18 protein-coding genes and 3 pseudogenes are annotated in these 26,157 nt (G+C 72.1%); 14 read left to right on the plus strand and 7 right to left on the minus strand.

The window, feature by feature from the left end:
• Positions 1-12 precede the first annotated feature (12 nt).
• From NP777_RS47735 to NP777_RS10130, 3 genes are all read left to right on the plus strand, one after another.
• Positions 13-4,518: an HAD-IC family P-type ATPase gene (locus tag NP777_RS47735; RefSeq protein ID WP_305889563.1), complete on the plus strand. Its 4,506-nt coding sequence runs from the start codon at positions 13-15 to the stop codon at positions 4,516-4,518.
• Between the two features lie 92 nt (positions 4,519-4,610).
• Positions 4,611-4,850, plus strand: coding sequence for a DUF6296 family protein (locus tag NP777_RS10125; RefSeq protein ID WP_201847968.1), 240 nt, complete (start codon positions 4,611-4,613; stop codon positions 4,848-4,850).
• Between the two features lie 123 nt (positions 4,851-4,973).
• Entirely contained in the window at positions 4,974-5,972 is a 999-nt protein-coding gene (locus tag NP777_RS10130; RefSeq protein WP_256649756.1) for a sigma-70 family RNA polymerase sigma factor, read from the plus strand.
• On the opposite strand, the gene NP777_RS10135 is transcribed toward NP777_RS10130, so the two are convergent.
• The 4 genes and pseudogenes from NP777_RS10135 to NP777_RS10150 form a co-directional block, all read right to left on the minus strand.
• The gene (locus NP777_RS10135; RefSeq protein ID WP_256649757.1) at positions 5,874-6,290 is read right to left on the minus strand and encodes an STAS domain-containing protein; all 417 of its coding nucleotides are present in this window, start codon (positions 6,288-6,290) and stop codon (positions 5,874-5,876) included. The two genes, NP777_RS10130 and NP777_RS10135, sit on opposite strands and share 99 nt — an antisense overlap.
• 102 nt (positions 6,291-6,392) lie before the next feature.
• Entirely contained in the window at positions 6,393-7,094 is a 702-nt protein-coding gene (locus tag NP777_RS10140) for a glycoside hydrolase family 75 protein (RefSeq protein WP_256649758.1), read from the minus strand.
• Between the two features lie 151 nt (positions 7,095-7,245).
• Positions 7,246-8,083, minus strand: a pseudogene (locus tag NP777_RS10145) (class II fructose-bisphosphate aldolase).
• Between the two features lie 103 nt (positions 8,084-8,186).
• A pseudogene (locus NP777_RS10150) lies at positions 8,187-8,976 on the minus strand (SIS domain-containing protein).
• 133 nt (positions 8,977-9,109) lie between these two features.
• Between NP777_RS10150 and NP777_RS10155 the strand changes: the two are divergent.
• Positions 9,110-9,895, plus strand: a complete 786-nt coding sequence (locus tag NP777_RS10155; protein ID WP_256649759.1) for a DeoR/GlpR family DNA-binding transcription regulator — start codon at positions 9,110-9,112, stop codon at positions 9,893-9,895.
• A 33-nt stretch (positions 9,896-9,928) separates the two neighbouring features.
• Here the strand turns inward: NP777_RS10155 and aroQ are convergent, their stop codons facing one another.
• Together aroQ and NP777_RS10165 are read right to left on the minus strand one after the other, a co-directional pair.
• Positions 9,929-10,402, minus strand: a complete 474-nt coding sequence (aroQ, locus tag NP777_RS10160; protein WP_256649760.1) for a type II 3-dehydroquinate dehydratase — start codon at positions 10,400-10,402, stop codon at positions 9,929-9,931.
• Between the two features lie 77 nt (positions 10,403-10,479).
• Complete coding sequence (locus tag NP777_RS10165) at positions 10,480-12,303, minus strand: coagulation factor 5/8 type domain-containing protein (RefSeq protein ID WP_256649761.1); 1,824 nt, start codon at positions 12,301-12,303, stop codon at positions 10,480-10,482.
• A gap of 441 nt (positions 12,304-12,744) precedes the next feature.
• Here NP777_RS10165 and NP777_RS10170 point away from each other — a divergent pair, with 441 nt between their 5' ends.
• The 3 genes from NP777_RS10170 to NP777_RS10180 all read left to right on the plus strand — a co-directional run bounded on the left by NP777_RS10170 (position 12,745) and on the right by NP777_RS10180 (position 16,855).
• Positions 12,745-13,917 (plus strand): DUF1996 domain-containing protein, encoded by a 1,173-nt coding sequence (locus NP777_RS10170; protein WP_256649762.1) that lies wholly within the window; start codon positions 12,745-12,747, stop codon positions 13,915-13,917.
• 82 nt (positions 13,918-13,999) lie between these two features.
• A complete protein-coding gene (locus NP777_RS10175; protein ID WP_256649763.1) occupies positions 14,000-15,748 on the plus strand; it encodes a discoidin domain-containing protein in 1,749 nt (582 codons plus the stop codon).
• 66 nt (positions 15,749-15,814) lie between these two features.
• Complete coding sequence (locus tag NP777_RS10180) at positions 15,815-16,855, plus strand: LacI family DNA-binding transcriptional regulator (RefSeq protein WP_256649764.1); 1,041 nt, start codon at positions 15,815-15,817, stop codon at positions 16,853-16,855.
• Between the two features lie 130 nt (positions 16,856-16,985).
• On the opposite strand, the gene NP777_RS10185 is transcribed toward NP777_RS10180, so the two are convergent.
• Positions 16,986-18,293, minus strand: coding sequence for an ROK family protein (locus NP777_RS10185; protein WP_256649765.1), 1,308 nt, complete (start codon positions 18,291-18,293; stop codon positions 16,986-16,988).
• A 182-nt stretch (positions 18,294-18,475) separates the two neighbouring features.
• On the opposite strand from NP777_RS10185, the gene NP777_RS10190 reads away from it, so the two are divergent.
• From NP777_RS10190 to NP777_RS10220, 7 genes and pseudogenes are all read left to right on the plus strand, one after another.
• Positions 18,476-19,795, plus strand: a complete 1,320-nt coding sequence (locus NP777_RS10190; RefSeq protein WP_256649766.1) for an ABC transporter substrate-binding protein — start codon at positions 18,476-18,478, stop codon at positions 19,793-19,795.
• A 13-nt stretch (positions 19,796-19,808) separates the two neighbouring features.
• Positions 19,809-20,807 (plus strand): carbohydrate ABC transporter permease, encoded by a 999-nt coding sequence (locus tag NP777_RS10195; protein ID WP_256649767.1) that lies wholly within the window; start codon positions 19,809-19,811, stop codon positions 20,805-20,807.
• The gene (locus NP777_RS10200; protein WP_256649768.1) at positions 20,800-21,675 is read left to right on the plus strand and encodes a carbohydrate ABC transporter permease; all 876 of its coding nucleotides are present in this window, start codon (positions 20,800-20,802) and stop codon (positions 21,673-21,675) included. Before NP777_RS10195 ends, NP777_RS10200 begins: the two co-directional genes overlap by 8 nt.
• A gap of 89 nt (positions 21,676-21,764) precedes the next feature.
• Positions 21,765-23,129: a GH1 family beta-glucosidase gene (locus NP777_RS10205; RefSeq protein ID WP_256649769.1), complete on the plus strand. Its 1,365-nt coding sequence runs from the start codon at positions 21,765-21,767 to the stop codon at positions 23,127-23,129.
• 190 nt (positions 23,130-23,319) lie between these two features.
• Positions 23,320-23,799, plus strand: a pseudogene (locus tag NP777_RS10210) (glycoside hydrolase family 16 protein); the annotation flags it as partial.
• A 90-nt stretch (positions 23,800-23,889) separates the two neighbouring features.
• Positions 23,890-24,252 (plus strand): L-rhamnose mutarotase, encoded by a 363-nt coding sequence (locus NP777_RS10215; protein ID WP_256649770.1) that lies wholly within the window; start codon positions 23,890-23,892, stop codon positions 24,250-24,252.
• Between the two features lie 219 nt (positions 24,253-24,471).
• Entirely contained in the window at positions 24,472-26,058 is a 1,587-nt protein-coding gene (locus NP777_RS10220) for a S1 family peptidase (RefSeq protein ID WP_256649771.1), read from the plus strand.
• Positions 26,059-26,157: the final 99 nt, after the last annotated feature.

The raw sequence follows: 26,157 nt of genomic DNA on the forward strand, positions 1-26,157 counted from the left end.
GGAGGTCCCTCGATGTCACCGCTGCCGTCGCTGTCAGCACTGCGCCTGCCCCTGCCGCCTTCGCTGCTGCTCGCGCCCATCAAAAGCGGTGTGGCCGCGGGCGTGCGGGACGCCGCCGGAGCCGTCGGGCGGCTGGTCCGGCCCTCCGAGCGCGGGATCTGGTCCTACCCGGGGCGGTACTACATCGAGGTCCGCGGGGTGCACGGCATCGGCGGCGAGCAGGTGGCCCGCCGGGTGGAGCGGGCGCTCGAGGAGCATCCGCGGGTGCGGTGGGCCCGGGTGAACGCGCCCTCCGAGCGGGTCGTGGTGGCCGTGGGCAAGCCGCCCCCGTCCGAACAGGACCTGATCGCCCGGATCGAGCGCGCGGAGGTCCAGGAGCCCGTCGCGCCCACCGAGGAGTTCGACGAATGGGCACCCGAGCCCCGCCACCCCTCCGGCGGTGCCAGGGAGTCCCAGTCGCTGGCCGTCGTGGCCGCGGACGTCGTGGGGCTGGGCGTGGCCACCGCCCTGCGACTGGCCCCCTGGCTCAAGCTGCCCACCGAGGTGGCCGCCGCCATGTCCGTCATCCAGAACCACCCCCGCCTGCGGCGCCTCGCCCTGGCCATCACCCGCGGGCAGCCGACCGAGGCGGCACTGCCGGTGCTGAGCGCGCTGACCCAGGGCGTGGCCACCCGGGGCGGGGGGCTCGCGCTCGACCTCATCCAGCGGATGGCCCTGTGGCGGGAGGCGGAGGCGGAGGGCCGGGCCTGGGCCGCGATGGAGCCGCACCTGGTGCACGGCCCCCAGGACGTGATGGCCGAGCCGATCGTGGTCGAGCGGCCCGGACCGTCCCCCCAGGACACCGTGGAGCGCTTCGCGGAGCGCTCCATCGCCGCGGGGGCCGCGGCCGGCGTCCTCACCGCGCCCTTCGCCGGCCCGCGCCGCGGGTTCGCCGTCGGGTTCTCCTCCGTGCCCAAGGCGCCGGGGGCGGGCCGGGAGGGGTTCGCGACCAGCCTCGGCCGGTTCCTGGCGCTGCGCGGCGTCCTGGCCATGGACCGCAGCTCGCTGCGGCGGCTGGGCCAGGTCGACACCGTGGTGCTGGACGAGGCGGCGCTGCGTGGCGACCGCTACGAGCCCATCGACCTGGAACTCCTCGGTGGCGCCGACCCCGAGCGGACCGCCGAGCGGCTCTTCGACCTCTTCGACTCCGATGCGCCCCTGGAGACCCGCCGCGACAACGGATGGGTGCTCGGTCCCCTGGACCGGCTGGAGCTTACGGGCCGCACCGGGCAGCAGACCGCGGCGCGGCTCCGCCGCAGGGGCAGCGAGCGGGTGCTCGGTCTGGCCCGGGGGAGCAAGCTCCAGGCGGTGGTGGGCCTCGCGCCACAGACCGTGCCGGGCGCCGAGGCCGTGGCGGCCGCCGCCCGCCGGGCGGGGGCCCGCATCGTCCTGGCCACCGACCGCGAGCGGCCCACGGACATCACCTTCGCCGACGCGGTGGTGCCCTCCGGCGGCCGCCTGGTGGCCTCCGTACGCGCCCTCCAGGCCGACGGCGCCGTGGTGCTGCTGCTCTCCGGCAACCGCCGGGCCCTGGGAGCCGCCGACTGCGGCATCGGCGTGCACCGCGACGGCGAGCCCCCGGCCTGGGGCGCCCATCTGCTCGTCGGCGCCGACCTGGAGTCCGCCGGGCTCATCGTGGACGCCGTCGGCGTGGCCGCGCGGGTCGACCGGGAGAGCGCCCTGCTGTCCGCCGGCGGCAGTGCCATCGGCGCGGTGGCCGCCCTCCAGGCGTCTCCGGACCAGGCCACCGCGCGTGCCGCGGCGTCGGGCACCAGCGCGGGGACCCTGGCCTTCGCCCTGGGCAACTGGCGGGCCCGCCAGCTCCTCGCCCGCCCCATGGACCCGCCGGTGACCACCACCCCCTGGTATCTGATGCCCGTCCCCCGGGTGCTGGAGCGGCTGCGGACCGGGCCCGGCGGGCTGGCCCCGGAGGAGGCGGCGTCCCGCACCGCGCAGGGGCCGCGCCGGGGCGAGCCCACCGGCACCACCCTGCCCGCCGCGTTCATCGAGGAACTCGCCAACCCGCTCACCCCGGTCCTGGCCGCCGGCGCCGCCCTGGCCGCCGCCGTGGGCTCGCGCACCGACGCCGCGCTGGTGGCCACCATCACCGGCATCTCGGCGCTCGTCGGCGGATTCCAGCGGGTCAGGACCGAGCGGGCGCTGTCCGAGCTGTTCGCCCGGTCGGCGATCGGCGCCCGGGTCCGCAGGGGCGGTACGGAACGCCTGGTGACCGCCGGGGACCTGGTCCCCGGCGACATCGTCGTGCTGGGCCCGGAGGACGTGGTGCCCGCCGACTGCCGGGTGCTGGAGGCCGAGGGGCTCGAGGTCGACGAGTCCTCGCTGACCGGCGAGTCGCTCCCCGTGCACAAGTCCCCGGTGCCGGTCGTCGGCGCCCACATCACCCAGCGCCGGTCGATGCTCTACGAGGGCACCACGGTCTCCGCGGGACGGGCGGAGGCCGTCGTCGTGGCCACCGGACCGGCCACCGAGGTCGGCCGCAGCCTGGCCACCGCCCGCCAGGCCGCCCCGGTCACCGGTGTCGAGGCCCGGCTGACCGCGCTCACCCGGTCCAGCGTGCCCATCGCGGTCGGGTCCGCCGCCGCGGTCGCCGGTGCCGGACTGCTGCACGGCCTGCCGGTCACCGAAAACCTCGCCTCCGCCGTCAACCTCGCCGTGGCGTCCGTCCCCGAAGGGCTCCCGTTCCTGGTCAACGCCGCCCAGTTGGCCGCCGCCCGACGGCTGGCCGACCTCGGCGCCCTGGTCCGCAACCCGCGCACCATCGAGGCGCTCGGCCGCGCCGACGTGCTGTGCTTCGACAAGACCGGGACCCTCACCGAGGGCACCCTCCAGCTCGCGGCCGTCAGCGACGGCGGCGGCCCGCTCCCCGCCGAGCGCCTCGACGCGCCCCGTAAGGCCGTGCTCGCCGCCGCCCTGCGCGCGACCCCGCCGGCCCGCCAGGCCGAGCCCATGGCGCACCAGACCGACCGCGCGGTGAGCGTCGGGGCCCGCCGGGCCGGGGTCGGGGTGCGGCGCGGAGCGCCCCGCTGGCGCCGTACCGACTCGCTGCCGTTCGAACCCTCCCGCGCGTACCACGCCACCGCCGGGCGCACCCCGCACGGCGCGCTGCTCAGCGTCAAGGGGGCGCCCGAGGGCGTCCTGGAGCGGGTCGCCCGGCGGCGCGTACCGGGCACCGGACGGGCCACCCCGCTGGACGCGGAAGACATCAAGAAGCTGGCCGACGCCGCCGAGGAGCTGGCCGGAGCGGGGCGGCGGGTGCTGGCGGTGGCCGAGCGCCCGATGCGGGAGGGCGAGGACCTTACCGACGACACCGTGCGGGACCTGGACTTCCTCGGCTTCATCGCGCTCGCCGACCCCGTCCGCACCAGCGCCGGCCCGGCCACCGAGCGGCTGCGCGAGGCCGGGGTGCAGACCGTGATGCTCACCGGCGACCACCCCGCCACCGCGGACGCCATCGCGGCCACCATCATGGACATCCCCGAGCCCAGGGTGAGCACCGGTCCTGAGCTGGACGAGATGGACGACGAGCGGCTGGACGAGCTGCTGCCCACGGTGGACGTGATCGCCCGGTGCAGCCCGCACCACAAGGTCCGCATCGTCCAGGCGTATCAGCGCCTCGGCCGGGTGGTCGCCATGACCGGCGACGGCGCCAATGACGCGCCCGCGATCCGGCTCGCGGACGTCGGGATCGCCCTGGGACGGCGCGGCACCCCCGCCGCGACCGCCGCGGCGGACCTGGTCGTCACCGACGACCGCCTGGAGACCATCGTCTCGGCCCTGATGGAGGGGCGCGCCATGTGGGCCTCGGTCCGTGCCGCCCTCGCCATCCTCATCGGCGGCAACTTCGGCGAGGTCACCTTCAGCGTGGCCACCTCCGCCCTGACCGGCTCCACACCGCTGAGCGCGCGTCAGATCATGCTGGTCAACCTGCTGACCGACCTCGCGCCCGCGCTCGCCATCGCGGTGCGCGAGCCCACCGGGCACACCGGGGAACGGCTGCTCAAGGAGGGCCCCAGCCGCTCGCTGGGCGTGGCGCTCACCAAGGAGATGCTGTTGCGGGGCGTCATCACGGCCGCCGGGGCCGGACTGGCGTGGACCGGCGCGCGGGTCACCGGCCGGGGCCGCCGGGCCAGTACGGTGGCGCTCGCCGCCCTGGTCGGCACCCAGCTTGCGCAGACCCTGACCACAGGCGGCCTGGACCGGCACGTCCTGATCGCCGGCCTGGGCTCCGCCGCGGTGCTCGCCGCCATCATCCAGACCCCGGGCGTCAGCCAGTTCTTCGACTGCACCCCGCTCGGCCCGTTCGCCTGGACCATCACCCTGGGCTCGATCACCGTGGCCACCTTGTTCGGCCCCGTCCTTGCGCCGATGCTGCACCTCGACCGGACGCCGCTCGAGGAGGAGGCGGCGGAGGAGCGCGCGGACGCCGCGGCCGGGCCGGAGGCCCCCGCACCGAGGTGAGGGCCGAACCTCTTGCGCCGCCCGGCCCGAGCGATAGTGTTGAATGTCCCGGTTTGAGATGACGGGGGCGGGTCGGTGCGGAGGAGGGCGTGATGCGGAGCCGAGAGAGGTATGAGCTGGTCTTCGTGGATACGGCCGCCCCGGACCCGGGAGCAGAGGACGTCGTGGTGGTGCACCGCACGGAGAGCAGCGGTCCGGGCGGCCATCCCGTGTACGTGGACGACACCGGCATCGTGCGGGCGGAGATCAGCGACCGGGCGGAGGTACGGATGATCGCCAGCGGCGGTCATCAGGTGCACGCCGCCGCGGTCAGTGCCCGCCCGGTGTCCTGAGTCACCCGTCCGGCGCCCCCGCCCGTCTGTCGTTTCCGCAGGTCGGCGCCGTTGTCAGTGGGGCCCGTTAGGTTTGGCGCCAATGGGAGTCCGAAGAGCGATCGACATGATCGAGGTGCGGCGATGAGTGATGTGGCGGCGGTGGACGGCGCGGCCGGTGTCGAGCTCCAGTTGGAGCCGTACCGCACGCAGCTGACCGGTTACTGCTATCGGATGCTGGGCTCGGCCTTCGAGGCCGAGGACGCGGTGCAGGAGACGATGGTGCGCGCCTGGCGGGGGCTGGACCGCTTCGAGGGCCGGTCCGCGCTGCGGTCGTGGCTCTACCGCATCGCCACCAATGTGTGCCTGGACATGCTCAGCGGGAGCAAGCGGCGGGCCCGGCCCATGGATCTGACCTCCGCCGCCACCCCGTTCCCGGCCACGCTCGCCGAGCAGCCGGAGGCCACCTGGATCGGCCCGGTCCCGGACGGCCAGGTGCTGTCGGACGGGGGAGACCCCGCCGAGGTGGCGGCCCAGCGGGACGCGGTGCGGCTCGCGTTCATCGCCGCGCTCCAGCATCTGGCCCCCCGCCAGCGGGCGGTGCTGATCCTGCGCGAGGTGCTGGCGTGGAAGGCGAGCGAGGTCGCTGAGCTGCTGGGCACCACCGTCGCGTCGGTCAACAGCGCGCTGCAGCGCGCTCGGGCCACCCTCGCCGCGAGCCAGGTCAGCGACTCCGACCCGGTCAGGCCGCTGGACGAGGAGCAGCGTGCGCTGCTGGCCCGCTATGTGGACGCCTTCGAGCGCTATGACCTGGACTCCCTCACCGCCCTGCTGCACGAGGACGCCACGCTCTCCATGCCGCCGTACGAGCTGTGGCTGCGCGGCCACGAGGACATCCGCCAGTGGCTGCTGGGCCATGGCATCGGCTGCCGCGGCTCCCGTCTGCTGCCGACCGTGGCCAACGGCATGCCCGCCTTCGGTCAGTACCGGCCGGGCGGCGCCGACGGCCGCCATGAGCCCTGGGCGCTTCAGGTCCTGGAGATATCAGGGGGCCGGATCACCGGGCTCAACTCCTTCCTGGACACCGAGCGCCTCTTCCCGCTGTTCGGCCTCCCCGCCTGGCTCGGGCCCGAGGTGGCCTAACGCCGCGGGGGCCGTCAGGGCCTCGTCCAGCCCCGTCCAGGCGAGCAGCCGCCGCAGTTCGGCGCGGGCGTTGCGGAGCTGGATCCCGCGCCCCAGCCGGGCGGCGGTCAGCCGCAGCCGGGCCAGGGCCTCGACCACGGCCAGGTCCGGCCGTCCCACTCCGCCCACATCCACGGTGACCGGCCCCGGACCGGCACGGCGCGCCAGCGCGGCCAGCCGTTCGCACAGCCGCGCCACCTCGGCACGGGTGACCGGCTGGGCCAGTACCAGCACGGCCGGGGACGGCGTGGGCGGGTTCTCGGGCTCGGGACCGGTCAACGTCCACCTCCTGTCGCGGCGTTCACCGGTGCAGACCGCCCGGCCCGGGAAAAGTCATCGGAGAACGTGCGGCTGTGCCGCGCGTTCTCCGATGCGGGCGGGTCAGTTGTTCTGGACGAACTGCTGCGCCAGGCCGTCGCCGACCGACACGGCCTTGCTGTGGTTCTCGATGGGGGAGACGGAGGAGTTCTTGAACAGGATGTACGTCACCCCCGACTCCGCGCCGCCGGTCTCCGGGTCGGGGTCGATGCCGAGCGCGCCGGCCGTGGCGTAGGACGCCTCACCGATGATCTTGGTGGGCCCGGTGTCGCCCACCACCGCGTACTCGACCTTGTTGTTGTAGATGACCGCGACCACACCGCCGCCCTTGATGCCGGCCTGCCGGTAGTCCCAGGTGGAGCTGGGGCTCGGCACCACGACATACGGCAGCTTGTCGGCGATGAGGGGCTTGCCGTCCGACTGGTGGAAGGCGGTGTCGTCCTGGAACCACGGGTCGGTGTCCTCGTTGCACCGCGAGGTCACCTGGCCATCGCAGTCGACGTCCATGTCGGCCTTCCAGAAGACCGCCCCATTGGCGCCGCAGACCGGGACGGTGGCCGATGTCTCCTCGTCGGTGCGGTACTTGCCGCTGGAAATCTGGGAACAGCTCTGCACCTTGGCGAGCAGCTGCGCCGCGGTGACCGTGCCCTCCTTGGTGGACGCGGGGGCCGGCGCGGGGCCCCGGGTGGTGGCGTGGGCGCCGGCGGTGACGGAACCGGCCAGCAGACCGGCCGTGGCGAGCACGAAAGCGAAACGCTTGCGCATGGGACACCCCTTTGTTAGGAACCTTTCCTAACCTCGACTGGGGCATCTTGGGCGAGTTGATAGGCTCATGTCAATACACATGCACTGCGGGAAGCCGATGCGCATTGCCGCTCGAATCCGCGGCGTTCGCAGCAACTTCCCGCAGGCACTCTCAGTGCGTGGCCCGCACCAGCTTCAGCAGCCGCGTCACCTCACGCGCCACCGCGTCCCGTCCGGCCGCGACATACCGGCGGGGGTCGACCACCTCGGGGTGGCCGGCCAGATGGTCGCGGATCGCCCGGGTGTAGGCCACGTTCAGATGGGTGGCGATGTTCACCTTCGTCAGCCCCGCCTCCACCCCCCGGGTCAAATCCGCCTCGGGCACCCCGGAGGAGCCGTGCGGCACCAGCGGTACCGGCACGGCCGCGCGCAACGCCGCGACCAGCGGCAGATCCACCACCGCGGCCTTGACGACCATGGCGTGCGAGGTGCCCACCGCGACCGCGAGCGCGTCCACACCCGTGGCCGCCACATAGGCCGCGGCCTCGGCCGGTTCGGTCCTGGCGCCCGGCGCGTGGACGCCGTCCTCGCCGCCCACCTCGCCCAACTCGGCCTCCACCCACACCCCGTGGGCATGGCAGTCGGCCGCCACCTCGGCGGTCGCCGCCACATTACCGTCGTAGTCCAGGGCCGAGGCGTCGAACATCACCGAGCCGAAGCCGAGGTCCACCGCCTCCCGCACCAGCTCCGGCCCGGTGGCGTGGTCCAGATGCACGGCCACCGGCACCCCCGCGGCGCGGGCCACCTCCACGGTCGCCCGCCCGATGGCGGCCAGGGCGCCGTGATACCGCACCGCGTTCTCGCTGATCCGGAGGATCACCGGCGCGCCCGCCGCCTCCGCCCCGGCCACGGTGGCCTGGGCGTGTTCGATCTGGATGACATTGAACGCACCCGCGCCGAGCCCGGCCCGTGCGGCCCCCGACGATCTCTCCGGTGGCCACCAGCGGCATCTACCGGCTCCTTCCGCCTGTTCCCGTGTTCCGGCCCTGTCCCATGTCCCGCCCCCTGTCCCTCGATCCGCCCGTACCCGCGCGGCTCGTGGCCCCGCCCCGCTCAGCCGAGGATCACCGAGCGGGTGAGATGGCGCGGCTCGTCGGGGTCGAGCCCGCGCGCCACGTCCGACGCCCCCTCGCCCAGCCACCACACCACGCTCCGCGGCCCGGTCACGCTGATCGGGCCGTGCCGGTACTCCTTGGCCGGATACGCCTCGGTCCACGCCCCCGCCGCCTCGCGCATCTTGAGCGCGGCCTCCTGGGCGACCCCATGGGTCCAGCCCCGCCCGAGGAAGGTGAACTGCCCGGCGTCCACGAGCGGTCCGGGCAGCGGCTCGGCGAGCGCCGCCTCCCCCGTCCGCCTCCAGGCGGTCCAGTGACGCCCCCAAGTGGGCACGCAGCAGCGCGAGTTCGGTGGTGGCCCAGCGGGTCTGCACCACCGATCGCTCATCGGCGAAGTCGAGCACCACCGCGGCGTCCGCGGCGCCCACGACGGGTGAGTCGGGGACCGCCGTGACGACGGTGGTGGGCACCCGGCCGCGCACCGCGCCGAGCAGTTCCAGCACCTCGGTCGTGGTGCCGGACCGGGACAGCGCGACCACCCGGTCGTAGGCGCGGCCGAGCGGCATCTCCGACGCCGCGAACGCGTCCGTCCCGCCCTGGCCCGCCGCCTCCCGCAGCGCCGCGTACGACTGGGCGATGAACCACGAGGTGCCGCAGCCGACGACGGCGACCCGCTCACCCGCCCGGGGCAGCGCCGCCCGTACGGGCCCGTCCGGATCCCGGGCCAGGGCGATGGCGCGCCGCCAGCAGTCGGGCTGGCTCGCGATCTCGGCCTCGGTGTGGCTCATGGGGCTCCCCTCGTCGCACGGATGATCCGAGCGGTATGGATGCTCGGAGTTGTTTCTTGCGGGTTGATAAAGCGCAGCATCACGCACGGAAGTCCAGAGCGGATGTGCGCGGGAGCGGGGTAGGGTGATCGGCGTGAAACGGCCCGAGCGCTGGAACGCCCTGCTGGATCTGCTGGCCAGGGACGGCAGAATCGATGTCGAGGAGGCGGCCGCCGAGCTGGCGGTGTCCGCCGCGACCATCCGGCGTGACCTGGATGAACTCGCTCAGCAGCAGATGCTGACGCGCACTCGCGGCGGCGCGGTCGCGCACAACCTCTCGTACGACCTACCGCTGCGCTACAAGACCGCCCGGCGCGCCTCGGAGAAGCAGCGGATCGCCGCGGCCGCGGCCCGGATGGCCGAACCGGGCTCGATCGTGGGGCTCAACGGGGGGACGACCACCACCGAGGTCGCCCGCGCCATCTCCACGCGCGGCGACCTCTCCGCGCCGGGTGGCGGCCCGGCCGTCACGGTCGTCACCAACGCCCTGAACATCGCCAATGAGCTGGCGGTGCGGCCCCAGGTGAAGATCGTGCTCACCGGCGGGGTGGCCCGTCCGCAGTCCTTCGAGCTGATGGGGCCGCTGGCCACCGGGGTGCTGGACCAGGTGTCGCTGGACCTGGCGATCCTCGGTGTGGACGCGCTGGACACGGTCCAGGGCGCGACCGCCCACCATGAGGGCGAGGCCAGCATCAACCGTCTGATGGCCGGCCGGGCCACCCGGGTGGTGGTCGTGGCCGACAGCTCCAAGCTGGGCCGCCGGGCGTTCGCCCGGATCTGCGCACTGGACCAGATCGATGTGCTGATCACGGACACCGGCGCCGATGAGGAGCTGGTCGCTCCGTACACCGAGGCCGGTGTCCGCGTGATCAGGGCCTGAACTCCGCTCAGAAGGACCCGAGGCGTCGTACGCCTACGCCCTGGCGGCGGCCAGCAGGGCCGCCACCCGCTCGACGGCGAACGCGTAGCCCTGGACACCGCATCCGGCGATCACCCCGTTGGCCAGCGCGGAGACATAGGAGTGGTGCCGGAAGGCCTCCCGCTGGTGGATGTTGGAGATGTGCACCTCCACGATCGGCAGACCGTCGCAGGTGGCCAGGGCATCGCGCAGGGCGACGGAGGTGTGGGAGTACCCCGCGGGGTTGATGATGACCGCCGCGTGGCGCTCCCGGGCCTCATGGATCCAGTCGATCAGCTGGCCCTCGTGGTTGCTCTGCCGGCAGTCGGTCGTCAGACCGTGCGGCGCGGCCGTCTCGGCCACCAGCTTCTCGATGTCGGCCAGCGTGTCGGTGCCGTAGATCTCGGGTTGCCGGCGGCCCAGGAGGTTCAGGTTCGGTCCGTTGAGCACCATGATCGTGGAGCGGTCGCGCACGGGGGTGGTGGTCATGGCGTGTGGTCCTTCCTGGGCGGTCGGCACTTCGAGGGGCGGTTCACCGGGGGCACCGACCCGCGAGGAATCGTAGATCAGGGATATGACACCACGGTGGACGGCACGGTGGAGGTGCCCGAGGTGGGAGATCCGCTGTCATTGATGACGCGCTCGTACTGACCCTGGCCGCCGAGCGAGACGACCAGCAGATTGTGGAACTTCACCCCCGACGTGTTCGGCGCGGCGAAGCCGTGGTGCTGCACGATGCTCGGGTCGACGTTGTAGTAGCAGTAGCTGCCGAGCCCCCACCCCTCGTGCGTGGTCACCGAATCGGCCACCTTGTAGGCGGCGTACCCCTTGATGGAGCCGTTCTGGATGGCCGCCTGGTTGGGGGCGTCGTACGCCTTCTCGTTCTGGAAGAAGATGGTTCGGCCCCGCTGCCCGAACCACTGCACGTCGTACTTGTTGAAGTGCTCCACGAACAGCCCCGTGGCCAGCACGTCGTCGCCGTTGACCCGGACACCGTAGTCGGCGCGGTTGGTCTCCCAGCCGACCCCGTCGCCGTGGTCGGCGCGCCAGACCCAGGTGTGGTCGACGATGGTGTGCCGGCTGTTGATGACCATGCTGGTGGTGGCCTTGCCGGGGCCCGCGCCACCGATGCGGATGAACACGTCCTGGACGGTGGTGGGGTTGGCCGAGTGGTCGGCCGAGGCCCCCTGCGGGCCGACTTCCAGCAGCGTGGCGGAGTTGACCGGTCCGGCGTCGATGAGGAAACCGGCCAGCCGCACCCCGTCGACATCGGCGACCTTCAGCGCGGTGACGCCGTTGTCGGGGATGAGCGTGGCGTAGCCGAGCCCGAGGACGACGGTGTTCGCGCGGTTCACCTGGACCGGCCGGTCCAGGTGGTAGATCCCCGGGGTGAACAGCAGATGCAGCCCCTGGGTGAGCGCCTCGTTGAGGGTGGCCGCGGTGACGCCGGGCTTGGCCACGTAGAACTGCGACAGCGGCAGCGAGGTGCCTCTGGGGGTGCCGTTGCCCCAGGTGACACCGCGGGCGTTGGTGCGCTTCTCGGGCAGGAAGACCCGGTACTCGCCGCCGTTGAGGTACAGGAAGGGCTTCTCCCGGGAGATGGGGGTGGTGTTGAGCGTGGTGTACGGCGGGTTGGGGAAGCTCTGTCCGGGCGCGCCCTCTACACCGGAGAACACCATGTTCCACACGCCGTTGAGCCAGCCGCCGACCGCGCTGTCGCGGGTGTACCACTGCTGCTGGGAGTACGGTCCGACCTGGCCGTCGATGCGGCTGTCCGCGATGTAGCCGCCGCTCGCCCAGCCGTAGCCGTTGGGGGCGAGGTTGAGCCCGCCGCGGACGTGCATCCGCCGGAAGGGGGCCGCCTGCGCCACGGCCCAGCGGTTGGTGCCGTTGACCGGTACGACCGCGAGGTTCTCCGCCGAGCGCCAGAAGTTCTGGGTGGCATTGCCGTTGAACCATCCGGCGTCCACCGTGATGTCGCCGTTGATGGTCGTGTCGTCGGGGGAAAGGCCCAGCCCGGCGATGGAGGTGTAGAAGCCGATCTGGGCGTTGAGCCCGCTGTAGCTGCCGGGCTTGAACAGCAGGGCGTAGCGCCCGGTGCCGAACTGCGCCGACTCCTGCTTCTTGAACACCTCGTCCAGCTTCGCCTGGATGCCGGGCGTGGACGGGTCGAAAACGATCACGTTCGGGCCGAGGTCGCCACCGCCGGGCAGGGCCTTGGCGCTCCTGCCCCGGCGCGAGGGGGCGGCGGCCGCGGGAGTGGCCAGGCCGCCGAGGGCGGGGGCCGATGCGACGGCGGCCGCGGCGCCGAGCACCGCCCGGCGGCCGACCGCGGAGCGGCCGGAGGAGGAAGGGGAGGAAGAGGAGGAAGACGTGGGGGAAGGCGTCATGGGGGCGTCTCTCCTGGTTCAGTAAATGAACGGGATGGGGGGTGAGGGAGCGCTCTCTTGCCGTCGCATGCTTCATCCATGTGAACGACTCGTCAAGAGTTGTGACCGCAGTCCTTGCATGTTGTTGTTTTTTGAACGTCAACTGCCCTGGTGGAACGGCGGGTTCAGGTGAAGTTGGGGAGATTTGTGGTGGGCACGTCTTCGGCGGTTGTGTTCAAAAGGGAAAGGAGAACTGGCGTCTGATCCTTTCCGCGCGACGCCTTGACACCTTTGTGTCCCCGCCCGGACACTCCCATCTCGGAGAGCGCTCTCCCATTGTTGTCGCGGGCCGGTGACGGCCCGTCATGCGGGCGGCCCGGCCCGCACCACGGCGTCGCGAGTCCTCGCCGTGCGAGGGCCGCCCGGCCACCTTCACCCTCTCTCCATGTGGCAGGAGTCTCCATGGCACGGAGATCGAAGATCGTTTCATCCACCCTGATCACGGGCGCGCTGCTGCTGACCTCGCTCGGGCTCGGTGGTATCGCGATGAGCGCCGAGACACCCGCGGCGAAGTCCGCGGGCGGCGGTGTCACGGCGGCCCACGCGGCCCAGCCGGGGCACGCGGCCCAGCCGGGGCACGCGGCCCATGCGGGGCACGCGGCCCATGCGGGGCACGCGGCCCAGCCGGGGCACGCCATGGCGGCGTCGGCCGCCTCCTCGCCCGAGGACCCGGACGGCGACGGCTACATTCCCGCGAACCCGCCGGTCACCGGCGTCACCCCGTCCACGAAGGAGCCGCCCCACCGCTACTTCCACGAGTTCCAGGCCAACTGCTCGGTCAGCCACACCAAGGCGGACGACCCGATCGTGTATCCGCAGCGGCCGGGCGCGTCCCATGACCACACCTTCATGGGCAACACCACGACCGACGCGGCCAGCACCACGGCCTCCCTCGACGCCGGCCGCACCACCTGCAAGGCGCCGGGGGACAAGTCGGGCTACTGGATGCCCACGCTCTTCAACGGCGACAAGCCGGTGCTGCCCATCGGCCCGCAGACCATCTACTACAAGGCGGGCGTGACCGACTACACCAGTGTCCGGCCGTTCCCCAAGGGGCTGCGGTTCGTGGTGGGCGATCCGGCGCAGACCGCCGAGGAGTTCCGCCGTCACCCCGGCTTCGTGGAGGGCTGGGAGTGCGGCGACAGCTACTTCAACGTCGCGTTCCCCAAGGACTGCCCGAGCCGTCCCGAGGTCCAGCTCAACATCCGTTTCCAGGCGCCCAGTTGCTGGGACGGCAAGTACCTGGACACGCCCGACCACCGCAGCCATATGGCCTACCCGGTGGTCAACCCCGGCACGAACAACAACGTGTGCCCCGCCGACCACCCGGTGGCGCTGCCGATGGTCGAGTTCAAGATGGCCTTCCCGGTCAACGGCGACCTCTCCCGGGCGAGGCTGGCCAGCGGCCCGAGCTGGTCGTTCCACTACGACTTCTTCAACGCCTGGGACGCGCCCACGCTCAAGGCGCTCGTCGACCACTGCGTGGTCGGGGCGCTGCAGTGCGACGCCCGCGGCTATGACCAGACCCACCCCGAGGCCGGAGCGGCCCTCGACGAGAACTACGAGCTGCCGTGAAACGTGCGGCCCGGCCGCCGCGGACACCGTGGCGGCCGGGCCGCACGCACCCCACCCCCCCGACACACCGAAAGACACCACCATGACCCGGACCCGTACCGCCCCACGCCGTATCGCGGCGCCCCTCGCCGCCGGTCTGCTGGCCGCCGGTGCCCTCGCGCTGCCCGGCCAGCAGGCACACGCCGCCGGAAGCGTCGTCAAGGTCACCGGCGCCCAGGGCGACTGGCGGCTGACCGTGGACGGCCAGCCGTATCAGATCAAGGGCCTGACCTGGGGCCCCGCCATCGCGGACGCCGATCGCTACCTCCCCGATCTGCGGTCGATGGGCGTGAACACCATCCGCACCTGGGGCACCGACGCCACCAGCAAACCGCTCTTCGACTCGGCGGCCGCCCATGGCATCAAGGTGATCGCCGGATTCTGGCTGCAGCCCGGTGGCGGCCCGGGCAGTGGCGGCTGTGTGAACTACCGGACGGACACCGCCTACAAGGATCAGACGGCCGCCGAGTTCACCAAGTGGGTCTCCGCCTACAAGGACCACCCGGGCGTACTGATGTGGAACGTGGGCAACGAGTCGGTGCTCGGCCTCCAGAACTGCTACAGCGGCGATGAGCTGGAGCGGCAGCGGGACGCCTACACCACGTTCGTCAACGACATCGCCAAGAAGATCCACGCCATCGACCCCGGCCACCCGGTGACCTCCACCGACGCCTGGACCGGCGCGTGGCCGTACTACCGGAGGAACGCCCCCGACCTCGATCTGTACGCCGTCAACTCCTACCACGCCGTCTGCGACATCAAGGCCACCTGGGAGCAGGGCGGTTACACCAAGCCGTACATCGTCACCGAGACCGGCCCGGCGGGGGAGTGGGAGGTCCCCGACGACTCCAACGGTGTGCCCGAGGAGCCCACCGACCAGGCCAAGGCCGCGGGCTACACCAAGGCGTGGAACTGCGTCACCGGCCACAGGGGGGTCGCGCTCGGCGCCACGATGTTCCACTACGGCACCGAGGACGACTTCGGTGGCGTCTGGTTCAATCTGCTGCCCGCCGGCCAGAAGCGGCTGTCGTACTACGCGGTGAAGAGGGCGTACGGCGCGGACACCTCGCGCGACAACACACCGCCGGTCATCTCCTCGCCGGCCGTGGAGGGCGACGCCGCCAAGGTGGAGGCGGGCCGTGCCCTGACGCTCGCCGTCAAGGCCACCGACCCCGACGGCGACGCCATTTCCTACCAGGTGCTGGGCAGCACGATGTACCTCGACAAGGACAAGAGGCTCATCCCGCTGCCCGCCACCGACCTCGGTGGCGGCCGGCTGAGGCTCACCGCGCCGGACCGCCCCGGGGTGTGGAAGGTGTACGTCAAGGCCACCGACGGCAAGGGCGACGTCGGCATCGGGACCCGTTCCGTACGGGTCGTCCCGCCCGCCGTGAACGGCACCGATGTGGCCCTCGGCAGGCCCGCCACCGCCTCCTCGTACCAGACCGGTGGCGGCGACTGCCCCTGCACCCCGGACAACGCCGTGGACGGCAAGGCGGACACCCGCTGGGCCGCCGACTGGAGCGATCCGCAGTGGCTCCAGGTGGACCTCGGCGCGTCCACCTCCTTCACCCACGTCCAGCTGGTGTGGGAGGCGGCCTACGCCAAGGCGTACACCATCCAGACCTCCGACGACGGCCAGAACTGGCGCACCGTCCGCGAGGTGACCGACGGCAACGGCGGTGTCGACGACTTCGACATCTCGGGCACCGGGCGCTACGTCCGCGTCCACGGCACGGCCCGTGGCACCGGCTACGGCTACTCGCTCTACGAGTTCGGCGTCTACCGCTGAGCCACTGAGGAGGGGGCCGGGAGAGCGCTCTATGCCCCCGGGACACGCTGCCACTAGGGTGCGGACATGAACCGACAGGCCCCGACCTTGGAGGATGTCGCCCGGGAGGCCGGTGTCTCCCGGGCGACCGTGTCCCGGGTCGTCAACGGCGTCCGCAATGTGGATCCGGCCATCCAGGACCTGGTCCGGCTGGCGATCGAGAGGACCGGCTACGCGCCCAACCGGGCGGCCAGATCGCTGGTGACCCGGCGCACGGGCACCGTGGCGCTCGTCGTCTCCGGGGCCGGGGACACCTCGGAGGAGGAGCAGAACGCCTTCGCCGCGCGGGTGTTCGCGGACCCGTTCTTCGGCCGGGTGGTCGGTGGCGTGGTGGGGTTCCTGCGGCCGCGCTCGATGCATCCGGTGCTGATGTTCGCCGAGTCCCCCGAGGCCCGGCAGGAGGTGGTGAGGTATCTGCGGCAGGGGAACGCGGACGGGGCCCTCGTGGTGTCCACCCACCCCGACGATCCACTGCCCGCGCTGCTGGCCGAGGCCGGACTGCCCGCCGTGCTGTTCGCCCGGCCCGTGCGGCCGGTGGCGCTGAGCCATGTCGACCTGGCGCACTGGGACGGTGGCCGTCTCGCCGCCGAGCGCCTGCTGGCCCGGGGGTGCCGGAAGGTGGCCACCGTGTCGGGGCCGTGGGCCGTGGCGGCGAGCCAGGAGCGGCTCGCCGGGTTCCGCGACACCATGGCCCGCGGTGGCCACCCGTACGTTCCGGTGGCCGAGGGCGGCTTCACACTGGACAGCGGAGTGGCGGCGATGACCACGCTGCTCGCCCAACACCCCGATGTGGAAGGGGTGTTCGCGGCCAACGACCTGATGGCCCAGGGGGTCTGCCAGGTGCTGAGGGAGCGCGGGCGGCGGGTGCCCGAGGACGTCGCGGTCGTCGGCTTCGACGACTCCAGCGTGGCCGCCACCTGCCGGCCGCCGCTGACCTCGGTGCGCCAGCCGGTGGAGGACATGGCGGCGGCGATGGCCCGGCTGCTCGACGAGCACGTCCGGGGCCTGCGCACCGATCCGGTCGCGGTCCTCTTCGAACCGGAGCTGGTGGTACGGGAGTCGGCGTAGCGGCACGGGGAGGAGGCGGCGTAGCCCCGGCCCCGGACGTCTGCGTAGCGCCCGCGCCGGACGTGTGCGCAGCGCCCGCGCCGGAGACGTGTGCGCCGCCCCTCCGCGCCACCACCCACATACCGCGCCCCTACGCCAGCCGCGCGCCCAAGGAGGTGCGCCACGCGGGGGACGGCTCCGGCGAGGGCCCGGCGGGCAGGCGGCGCCCGCCGCGGGCGAAGAAGTCCGCGAGCGGCAGGATCGCGGCGCCCACGGTCACGGCGTCCGGCCCCAGCGCCCCCAGGTCGATGCCGACGCGTCCGGACGGGTACGGCAGCGCGTACGAGAGCGCGTGGTGGCGCACCGAGTCCAGGAAGCGGGCCCCGAGCTGGAGCCCGGCCCAGCCGCCGACCAGGATGCGCTCGGGCTGGAAGAGATTGATCAGATCGGAAAGACCCGCGCCCAGGTACTCCGCCGTCTCGGCGAGGACAGCGGCCGCCACCGGGTCCGGGTCGCCACCGTCCGCGGGGTACGCGGCTGCCAGCATCGCCGTCAGGGCGGTCTCCTCGTCGGTGTCGGACGGCGGCCGCCCGCCCGCCTCCTGCCAGCGCTCCAGCAGCGCCTCCGCGCCCGCGTACGCCTCCAGGCACCCCAGCGCCCCGCAGCGGCACCGGCGGCCCCGCACCCGCACCGTGAGATGGCCCCACTCCACCGCCCGGCCGTGCTCGACGTCGTCGGTGACGACGCAGGCACCGACGCCCGAGCCGAAGAGCACCACCACCGCGTTGCGCGCACCGCGCCCGGCGCCGAACCACATCTCGGCCTGCCCCAGCGTCTTGGCGCCGTTCTCGACGAAGTACGGGACCTCCTGGGGGAGATGGCCCGGCCGGCGCAGCATCCGCTCCAGCGGGACCGCCTCCCAGCCGATCGGCTGGCAGTGCACCACCGCACCGCCCTCCTCGGAGTGCTCGACGATGCCGGGGACGCCGATGCCGACGCCGAGCAGCCGGTCGGGGGCGAGCCCGGCCGTCTCCAGGACCTCGGCGATGGCGTCGCGGATATGGCCCGCGATCAGCTCGCTGTCGTAGCGGTCCCGGTGCCCGGCGCCGCGCATGGGCAACGGCCGGTCGGCATGGGCCCGTTCGGCCAGCGCGAGATCGAACAGCTCGACGCGGACCCGGGTCTCGCCCACGTCCACCCCGATCATGTGGCCGCTGTGCGGGGCGATCCGCAGCAGGGTGCGGGGGCGGCCGCCGTCGGAGTCCACGCTGCCGGCCTCCTCCACCAACTCCTCGGCGAGGAGTTCGGCGACCACATTGCTGATGGAGCCTGAACTCAGCCCGGTCGCGGGGGCCAGCGAATAGCGGCTCATCGGCCCGTCGAAGTACAACCGGCGCAGTACGGCGGCACGGTTCTCCCGCCGCAGGTCACGAACCGTACGGCCGTTGTTCGCCGCCACCTGGCCTCCTCAACTCCGGGCTCCGCGCCGCAAGATACCTCCGCCGGATCTCTTGACGCGACCTTCTCTTGAGGTTTAACTCACGTCCTAAATTAAGCCGTGAGAGGCTTCGGGAGTTGAACGCGGTCGCGTCCCCGGGCCCTTCTTGGCATTCACCACTCCCGGAAGGGACACCAGGAGCCATGCGCAGCATCCGAGTCGCGGCCATAGGCGCCGTCACCTTGTCACTCGCCCTCGCCGTCTCGGCCTGCGGAGGCGGCTCCTCGACGGGTGGCGGCGGATCCAACGACTCGCCGAAGACGCTCACGTACTGGGCCTCCAACCAGGGCGCCAGCATCGCGGTGGACAAGAAGGTCCTGAAGCCCGAGCTCGACAAGTTCGAGAAACAGACCGGGATCAGAGTGAAGCTGGAGGTCATCCCCTGGTCCGAGCTGCTGAACCGGATCCTCACCGCGACCACCTCCGGCCAGGGCCCCGATGTGCTGAACATCGGCAACACCTGGAGCGCCTCGCTGCAGGCGTCCGGGGCGCTGCTGTCGTGGGACGACAAGAACTTCGGCGGCATCGGCGGCAAGGACCGCTTCGTGGACTCCGCCCTCGGCTCGACCGGGGTGAAGGGCGAGGACCCGGCCGCGGTGCCGCTGTACTCGATGGCGTACGCGCTCTACTACAACAAGAAGATGTTCGCCGACGCGGGCATCGCCAAGCCGCCCGCCACCTGGGACGAGGTCGTCGCCGACGGCAAGAAGCTCTCCAAGGACGGCAAGTGGGGCCTCGGCGCCGAGGGCGCGAACCTCTCGGAGAACATCCACCAGGTGTTCGTCCTCGCCAAGCAGCACGGCGCGGACTTCTTCACCGCCGACGGCAAGCCCGACTTCACCTCGGACGGCGCGGTCACCGCGATCAAGCAGTACGTCGACCTGATGGCGAAGGACAAGATCATCGCCCCGGGCAACGCCGAGTACGCGCAGAACCAGTCCCTCAGCGACTTCGCCAAGGGCAAGACGGCGATGGTCCTGTGGCAGACCGCCTCCGCCACCTTCGCCTCCCTGGGCATGAAGGACGACGAGTGGGGCGTGGCGCCGGCGCCCGTACGCTCCGGCACCCCCGGCACCGGTACCGCCGTCAATTCGATGGTGGCGGGCATCAACCTGGCCGTCTTCAAGAACACCGACAACCACGACGGCGCCGTGAAGTTCGTGAAGTTCATGACCGGCGACGCGGAGCAGAAGATCCTCAACAAGGCGTACGGCTCCATCCCGCCGGTCAAGGCCGCCCAGTCAGACCCCGCGTTCAACACCCAGGCGACGGCCGCCCTGCGGGACACCCTCGCCAAGAGCGCCGAGGCGCTGCCGCAGGTGGCCGACGAGTCGCAGTTCGAGACGTCCGTGGGCACGGCCGTCAAGGAGCTGTTCGCGGACGCCGCCGCCGGACGCCCGGTGACCACCGCATCGGTGAAGGCCAAGCTGGAGAAGGCCCAGCAGCAGATGCCGGCGAAGTGAGCGCGGACACCTCATGACCACCACGACCGCCAACGCCGAGGCAGACCGGCGGACCGTGTCGGGGAGCACCCCCGGGGCGGCGCGAGGCCCGCGCCGCCCCGGGCGGATCCGCCGCGTCGGACTGCCGTATCTGCTGCTCCTGCCCGCCCTGGTCCTCGAGCTCCTGGTCCATCTGGTGCCGATGGTGATGGGCATCCTGATGAGCTTCAAGGCGCTCACCCGGTTCTCCATCCGGGACTGGAGCGCCGCCCCCTGGTCCGGCTTCGACAACTACAAGATCTCGGTGGACATCAACGCGCCGGCCGGTGAGGCGCTGCTCCACTCGTTCTGGGTCACCTGCGGCTTCACCGTGCTGTCCGTCGGACTGTGCTGGCTGCTCGGCACCGCCACCGCCATCTTCCTCCAGGACACCTTCCGTGGCCGGGGTGTGCTGCGCACCCTGTTCCTGATCCCGTACGCCCTGCCCGTCTACACGGCCGTCATCACCTGGGCGTTCATGTTCCAGCACGACAACGGGCTGGTGAACCACGTCCTCCACGATCAGCTCGGCCTCACCGACAAACCCTCGTTCTGGCTGATCGGCGACAACAGCTTCATCGCGCTGCTCACCGTGTCGGTGTGGAAGGGCTGGCCGTTCGCGTTCCTCGTCGTCATGGCCGGTCTGCAGAACATCCCCAAGGAGCTCTACGAGGCGGCCGCCCTCGACGGTGCCGGGATGTGGCAGCAGATCCGCCGCATCACCCTGCCCACGCTGCGCCCGGTCAACCAGGTGCTGGTGCTGGTGCTGTTCCTGTGGACGTTCAACGACTTCAACACCCCGTATGTGCTGTTCGGCAAGGCAGCGCCGGAGGCCGCGGACCTCATCTCGATCCACGTCTACCAGACGACGTTCGCCACCTGGAACTTCGGCACCGGGTCCGCCATGTCCGTCCTGCTGCTGCTCTTCCTGCTCGTGGTGACGGGCCTGTACCTCCTGCTGACCTCCCGACGAAGGAAGACGGCCGATGTCTAGCACCTCCCCGGCGCGGCCCCGCTCACCGATGGCCGCCCCCCGGTCCTTCCTCTGGGCCCGCCGGATCTTCCTCACCCTGCTGACCGGGTTCGTCCTGCTGCCGGTGTACGTCATGGTCTCCAGCTCCCTGAAGCCGCTGGAGGATGTCTCGGGGACGTTCCGCTGGCTGCCGAGCGGGCTGACCATCCGCCCCTACATCGACATCTGGTCGACGGTCCCGCTCGCCAAGTACTTCATGAACTCGGCCCTCGTGGCGGGCGCCGCGACCGTCTGCTCGGTGGTGATCGCCGTCTTCGCCGCGTACGCGGTCAGCCGGTACCGCTTCCGGGGCAAGCGGGTGTTCACCGTCACCGTCCTGTCCACCCAGATGTTCCCCGGGATCCTCTTCCTGCTGCCGCTGTTCCTCATCTACGTGAACATCGGCAACGCCACCGGTATCGCCCTCTTCGGCTCCCGGGGCGGCCTCATCCTCACCTATCTCACCTTCTCGCTCCCGTTCTCGATCTGGATGCTCATCGGGTACTTCGACTCGGTGCCACGCGATCTGGACGAGGCGGCGCTGGTGGACGGCTGCGGACCGCTGGGCGCGCTGTTCCGGGTCGTCGTCCCGGCCGCGATCCCCGGCATCGTCGCCGTCGCCGTCTACGCGTTCATGACCGCCTGGGGCGAGGTGCTCTTCGCGTCGGTGATGACCAACGACACCACCCGCACCCTCGCCGTGGGCCTCCAGGGCTACGCCACCCAGACCGAGGTGTACTGGAACCAGGTCATGGCCGCCTCGCTCGTCGTCAGTGTCCCCGTGGTCGCGGGCTTCCTGCTGCTGCAGCGCTATCTCGTGGCCGGACTCACCGCCGGAGCCGTGAAGTGACCGGCCTGCCCCCCGCCGACCTTCCCCCCGCTGACCTTCCCCCCGCTGACCTTCCCCCCTCCGACCTCCCCACCTCTGAAAGGACGTACGTGTCCGAACTCCTGGACCTCACAGCCTTCCCGCACGACTTCCTGTGGGGCACGGCCACCTCCGCCTACCAGGTCGAGGGAGCCGTCGCCGAGGACGGACGGTCGCCCTCGATCTGGGACACCTTCTCGCACACCCCCGGCAAGGTGGCGGGCGACGACCACGGCGATGTGGCCTGCGACCACTACCACCGCTGGCGCCAGGACATCGGGCTGATGAAGCGGCTGGGCACCAACGCCTACCGGCTGTCCATCGCCTGGCCACGCGTGGTGCCGGGCGGCGACGGGCCGGTCAACGTCAAGGGCCTGGCCTTCTACGACGAGCTGATCGACGGTCTCCTGGAGGCGGGCATCACCCCGTCCGTCACCCTGTACCACTGGGACCTGCCGCAGGTGCTCCAGGACCGGGGCGGCTGGCCCGAGCGCGACACCGCGGAACACTTCGCCGCGTACGCCTCGGTGGTGGTCGACCGCCTCGGCGACCGGGTGCACCACTGGACCACCCTCAACGAGCCGCTGTGCTCGGCCTGGATCGGCCACCTCGAGGGCGTGATGGCGCCCGGGTTCACCGATCTGACCGCGGCGGTCCGCGCCTCGTACCACCTGCTGCTCGGCCACGGCCTCGCCGCCCAGGCGATCCGGGCCGCCGCGCCACGCGCCGAGGTCGGCATCGTCAACAACCTCAACACCGTGGAGGCGGCCACCGACCGGCCGGAGGACCGGGCCGCCGCGCGGCGCATGGACGGCCACACCAACCGCTGGTGGCTGGACCCGGTGCACGGCCGTGGCTTCCCCGCGGACATGCGCGAGGTGTACGGGGTCGAACTGCCCGAGCGCCCCGGCGACCTGGACACCATCGCCGCCCCCCTGGACTGGCTGGGCCTGAACTACTACTTCCCGGCCACCGTCACCGACGACCCCACCGGCCCGGCCCCCCACGCCCGCGCCGTCCGCCGCCCGGACGTCCCCCGCACGGGCATGGACTGGGAGATCGACGCCGGGGGTATCGAAACCCTGCTGCTGCGCCTGACCGGCGAATACGGCGCCCGCAAGCTGTACGTCACCGAGAACGGCTCCGCCTACCCCGACGCCGTACGCCCGGACGGCACCGTGGACGACCCCGAGCGCCAGGACTACCTCGTCCAGCACCTCGCGGCCTGCGCCTCGGCGGTGCGCAAGGGCGTCCCGCTGGCCGGGTACTTCGCCTGGTCGCTGCTGGACAACTTCGAGTGGGCCTACGGCTACGACAAGCGCTTCGGTCTCGTCCACGTCGACTACCGCACGCAGGTCCGCACCATCAAGGGGACCGGCCACCGCTACGCGGAGATCATCCGCGACCACCGGGGCCGGGCCCGCCGAGCCGCCTAGGGGGTGTTCGAGGGGGCTTGACGCCTGCGGCGGGCTTGTTCCCCTCCCCGCCCCTTCCCGAAAACTGGGGCATCCGCCCCAGACCCCGGACCGGGGGTTCCGTCTCAGACCCCGGACCGGGGGTTCCGCCCCTTCCCGCAGCATCGATATGCGGCTCCGCCGCGTGGCGAGGCTCCGCTCGAGACCCCGGGAGCTGGACTTCACCTACGGGCGGGTCAGCGCCCGGATGAAGCTGCCGGTCGGCGACGGCTACTGGCCCGCGTTCTGGCTGCTGGGCAGCGATGTGGACGATCCCTCGGTGTCCTGGCCCTCCTCCGGCGAGACCGACATCATGGAGAACATCGGCTATGCCGACTGGACCAGCAGCGCCCTGCACGGCCCCGGCTATTCGGCGGACGGCAACATCGGCGCTCGCCAGATCTACCCGGGTGGCGGCCGAGCCGACCAGTGGCACACCTACGCGGTGGAGTGGACACCCACCGGGATGCGCTTCCTCGTCGACGACCGGGTGGTTCAGGAGACGAGCCGTAACAAGCTCGAGTCCACCCGTGGCCAGTGGGTCTTCGGCCACAACCAGTACGTGATCCTCAACCTCGCCCTGGGCGGGGCGTACCCGGCCGGGGGAGTGCAGGCGGACGTGGACTGGGTGCGCGTCGAGCAGAAGGGGTGAGCGCTGCATCATGGATCGTTGCCGGGCGGCCGCCGTGGCCGCCCGGCAACGGAAGCAGCGGATGCAGCGGAAGAAGAAGGAGGAGCGCCGATGCGGGTGGCGTTGCACTCGGTTCTCAAGGAGGGCCAGGAGTCCGGTTACGAGCAGGTGCACGCCACGGTCCCGGAGGACCTGCTGGCGGCGCTGGGCCGGGCCGGGATCACCAACTGGCGGATCTGGCGCAGCGGGCGCCATCTCTTCCACCTCGTGGACTGCGAGGACTTCGCGGCCGCGATGGCGGCGCTGGACGAGGACCCGGCCAATCAGCGCTGGCAGGAGTTCATCGGCGAGTACGTCGACCACTTCGAGGACACCGGCGGTACGCCCGCCGAGGCGGAGCGGATGGCGCTCGGCGAGGTGTGGGAGCTGCGCGCCCAGGCCGAGGCCGAGGCCGAGGCCGCGGAGCGCGGCTAGCCGTACGGCTGGGAGGGATCGGCCGAACCGGCGGAGCCTACCGATCCGGATCGTTCGGCGCAGCGATTCATCAGACCTTGAGTACGGATGAGATCGGGGCGAACGCGTCCACGTACGACGTGGTGGCCCCGCGCGGGGGCGTGGCGGAACGCGGCAAGCGCTCCGCACACGCCGGCCGCGCATCCCCGACTGGAGGTCAGTGAGTTGAGCCACCGACGTGTGAACAAGCGGACCCTCGCCATTTCCGGAGCCGCCATCACCGCGCTCGGGGCAGCCGCCATTCTGCTGCCCAACGCGAACGCGAACCCGGACGAGACGTCGGGCGCCAAGACCTTCTCGTCCCCGGCCGCCGTGAAGCTCGCGAGGAGTCTCGCCTCGGACCTCGGTGACAACGGCGCGGGCTGGTACTACGACAACGGCAACCGCCAGCTGGTCATGAACGTGGTGGACGAGGACTCCGCCGAGTCCGTCCGGGCCAAGGGCGCCGTGGCGAAGGTCGTCCAGAACAGCATGGCCGATCTGAAGGCCGCCACCCGGACACTGAGCAGCGACGCGTCGGTGCCCGGCACCGCCTGGTCGATCGACCCGGTGACCAACAAGGTCCAGGTGACCGCCGACCGGACGGTGACCGGCACGAAGTGGGAATCGCTGACCAAGGCCACGGACCAGATGGCGGACACGGTCAGCGTCAAGCGCAGCAAGGGCGAGTTCAAGAAGTTCGACGGTGAGGACGCGGCCCGGCCCGGCGACAACGGCGGCGCGGGCGCCGGGGACGCGGCGGGTGACGCGGGCGCCGGGGACGTCGCCGGTGCGGCGGGCGGCGCGGGCGGCGCGGGTGACGCGGGGGCCGGGGCCGCAGGCGGCGCGGGCGACGCGGGGGGTGCGGGGGACGCCGGTGCGGGTGGTGCCGGTGATGCCGCGGGCGGTGCGGGTGATGCCGCTGGTGGTGCAGGTGGTGCCGGTGACGCCGGGGGTGGCGGGGACGCCGCGGCCGGTGGGCTCGACGGCGGCGATGCCATCTTCGGGGGTGGCGCCCGCTGTTCGCTGGGCTTCAACGTCAGCGTGGACGGCGCGCCGGGCTTCCTGACCGCGGGCCACTGTGGCAACGCATCCCAGACCTGGACCTCGGACGAGGCCGGGGCCCAGCAGGTGGGCACGGTGCAGGACTCCAAGTTCCCCGAGAACGACTTCGCACTGGTGATGTACGACGACGCCACCACCCAGCCATCCAGCACGGTCGACCTCCAGAACGGCAACACCCAGGAGATCGGGCGCGCCGTCGAGGCGAGCGTGGGCCTGAAGGTGCAGCGCTCCGGCTCCACGACCGGGGTCACCGACGGCACGGTCACCGGCCTCAACGCCACGGTGAACTACGGCAACGGCGACATCGTCAACGGCCTCATCCAGACCGATGTGTGCGCCGAGCCCGGCGACAGCGGTGGCGCGATGTTCGCCGAGGACGCGGCGGTCGGGCTGACGTCCGGCGGCAGCGGCGACTGCACCCAGGGCGGCGAGACGTTCTTCCAGCCGGTGACCGCCGCGCTGGAGGCCACCGGCGCGGTCATCGGCGCGGACGGCGGCGGCGCCGGTGGCGGTGACGCGGCGGGTGGTGCCGGTGATGCGGCTGGTGGTGCTGGTGACGCGGCTGGTGGTGCCGGTGACGCGGCGGGCGCGGGCAACGCCGGTGCCGGTGCCGGTGACGCGGGTGCCGGTGACGCGGGCGCTGGCGACGCGGGTGCCGGTGACGCGGGTGCCGTCGCCGGGGCCGGTGACACCGGCAGCGTCGCGGGCCAGGGTCTCAACTGACCCGGCCCATCCCATGAACGAGGTCCCGGGCGCCCTCCTGCCCCAGTGCCCGGGGCCTCCCCTTTCCCTACGGCCCACGGCCCACGGCCCACGAGACCT

This window comes from Streptomyces rugosispiralis (assembly GCF_024505145.1).
Taxonomy (GTDB): Bacteria; Actinomycetota; Actinomycetes; order Streptomycetales; family Streptomycetaceae; genus Streptomyces; species Streptomyces rugosispiralis.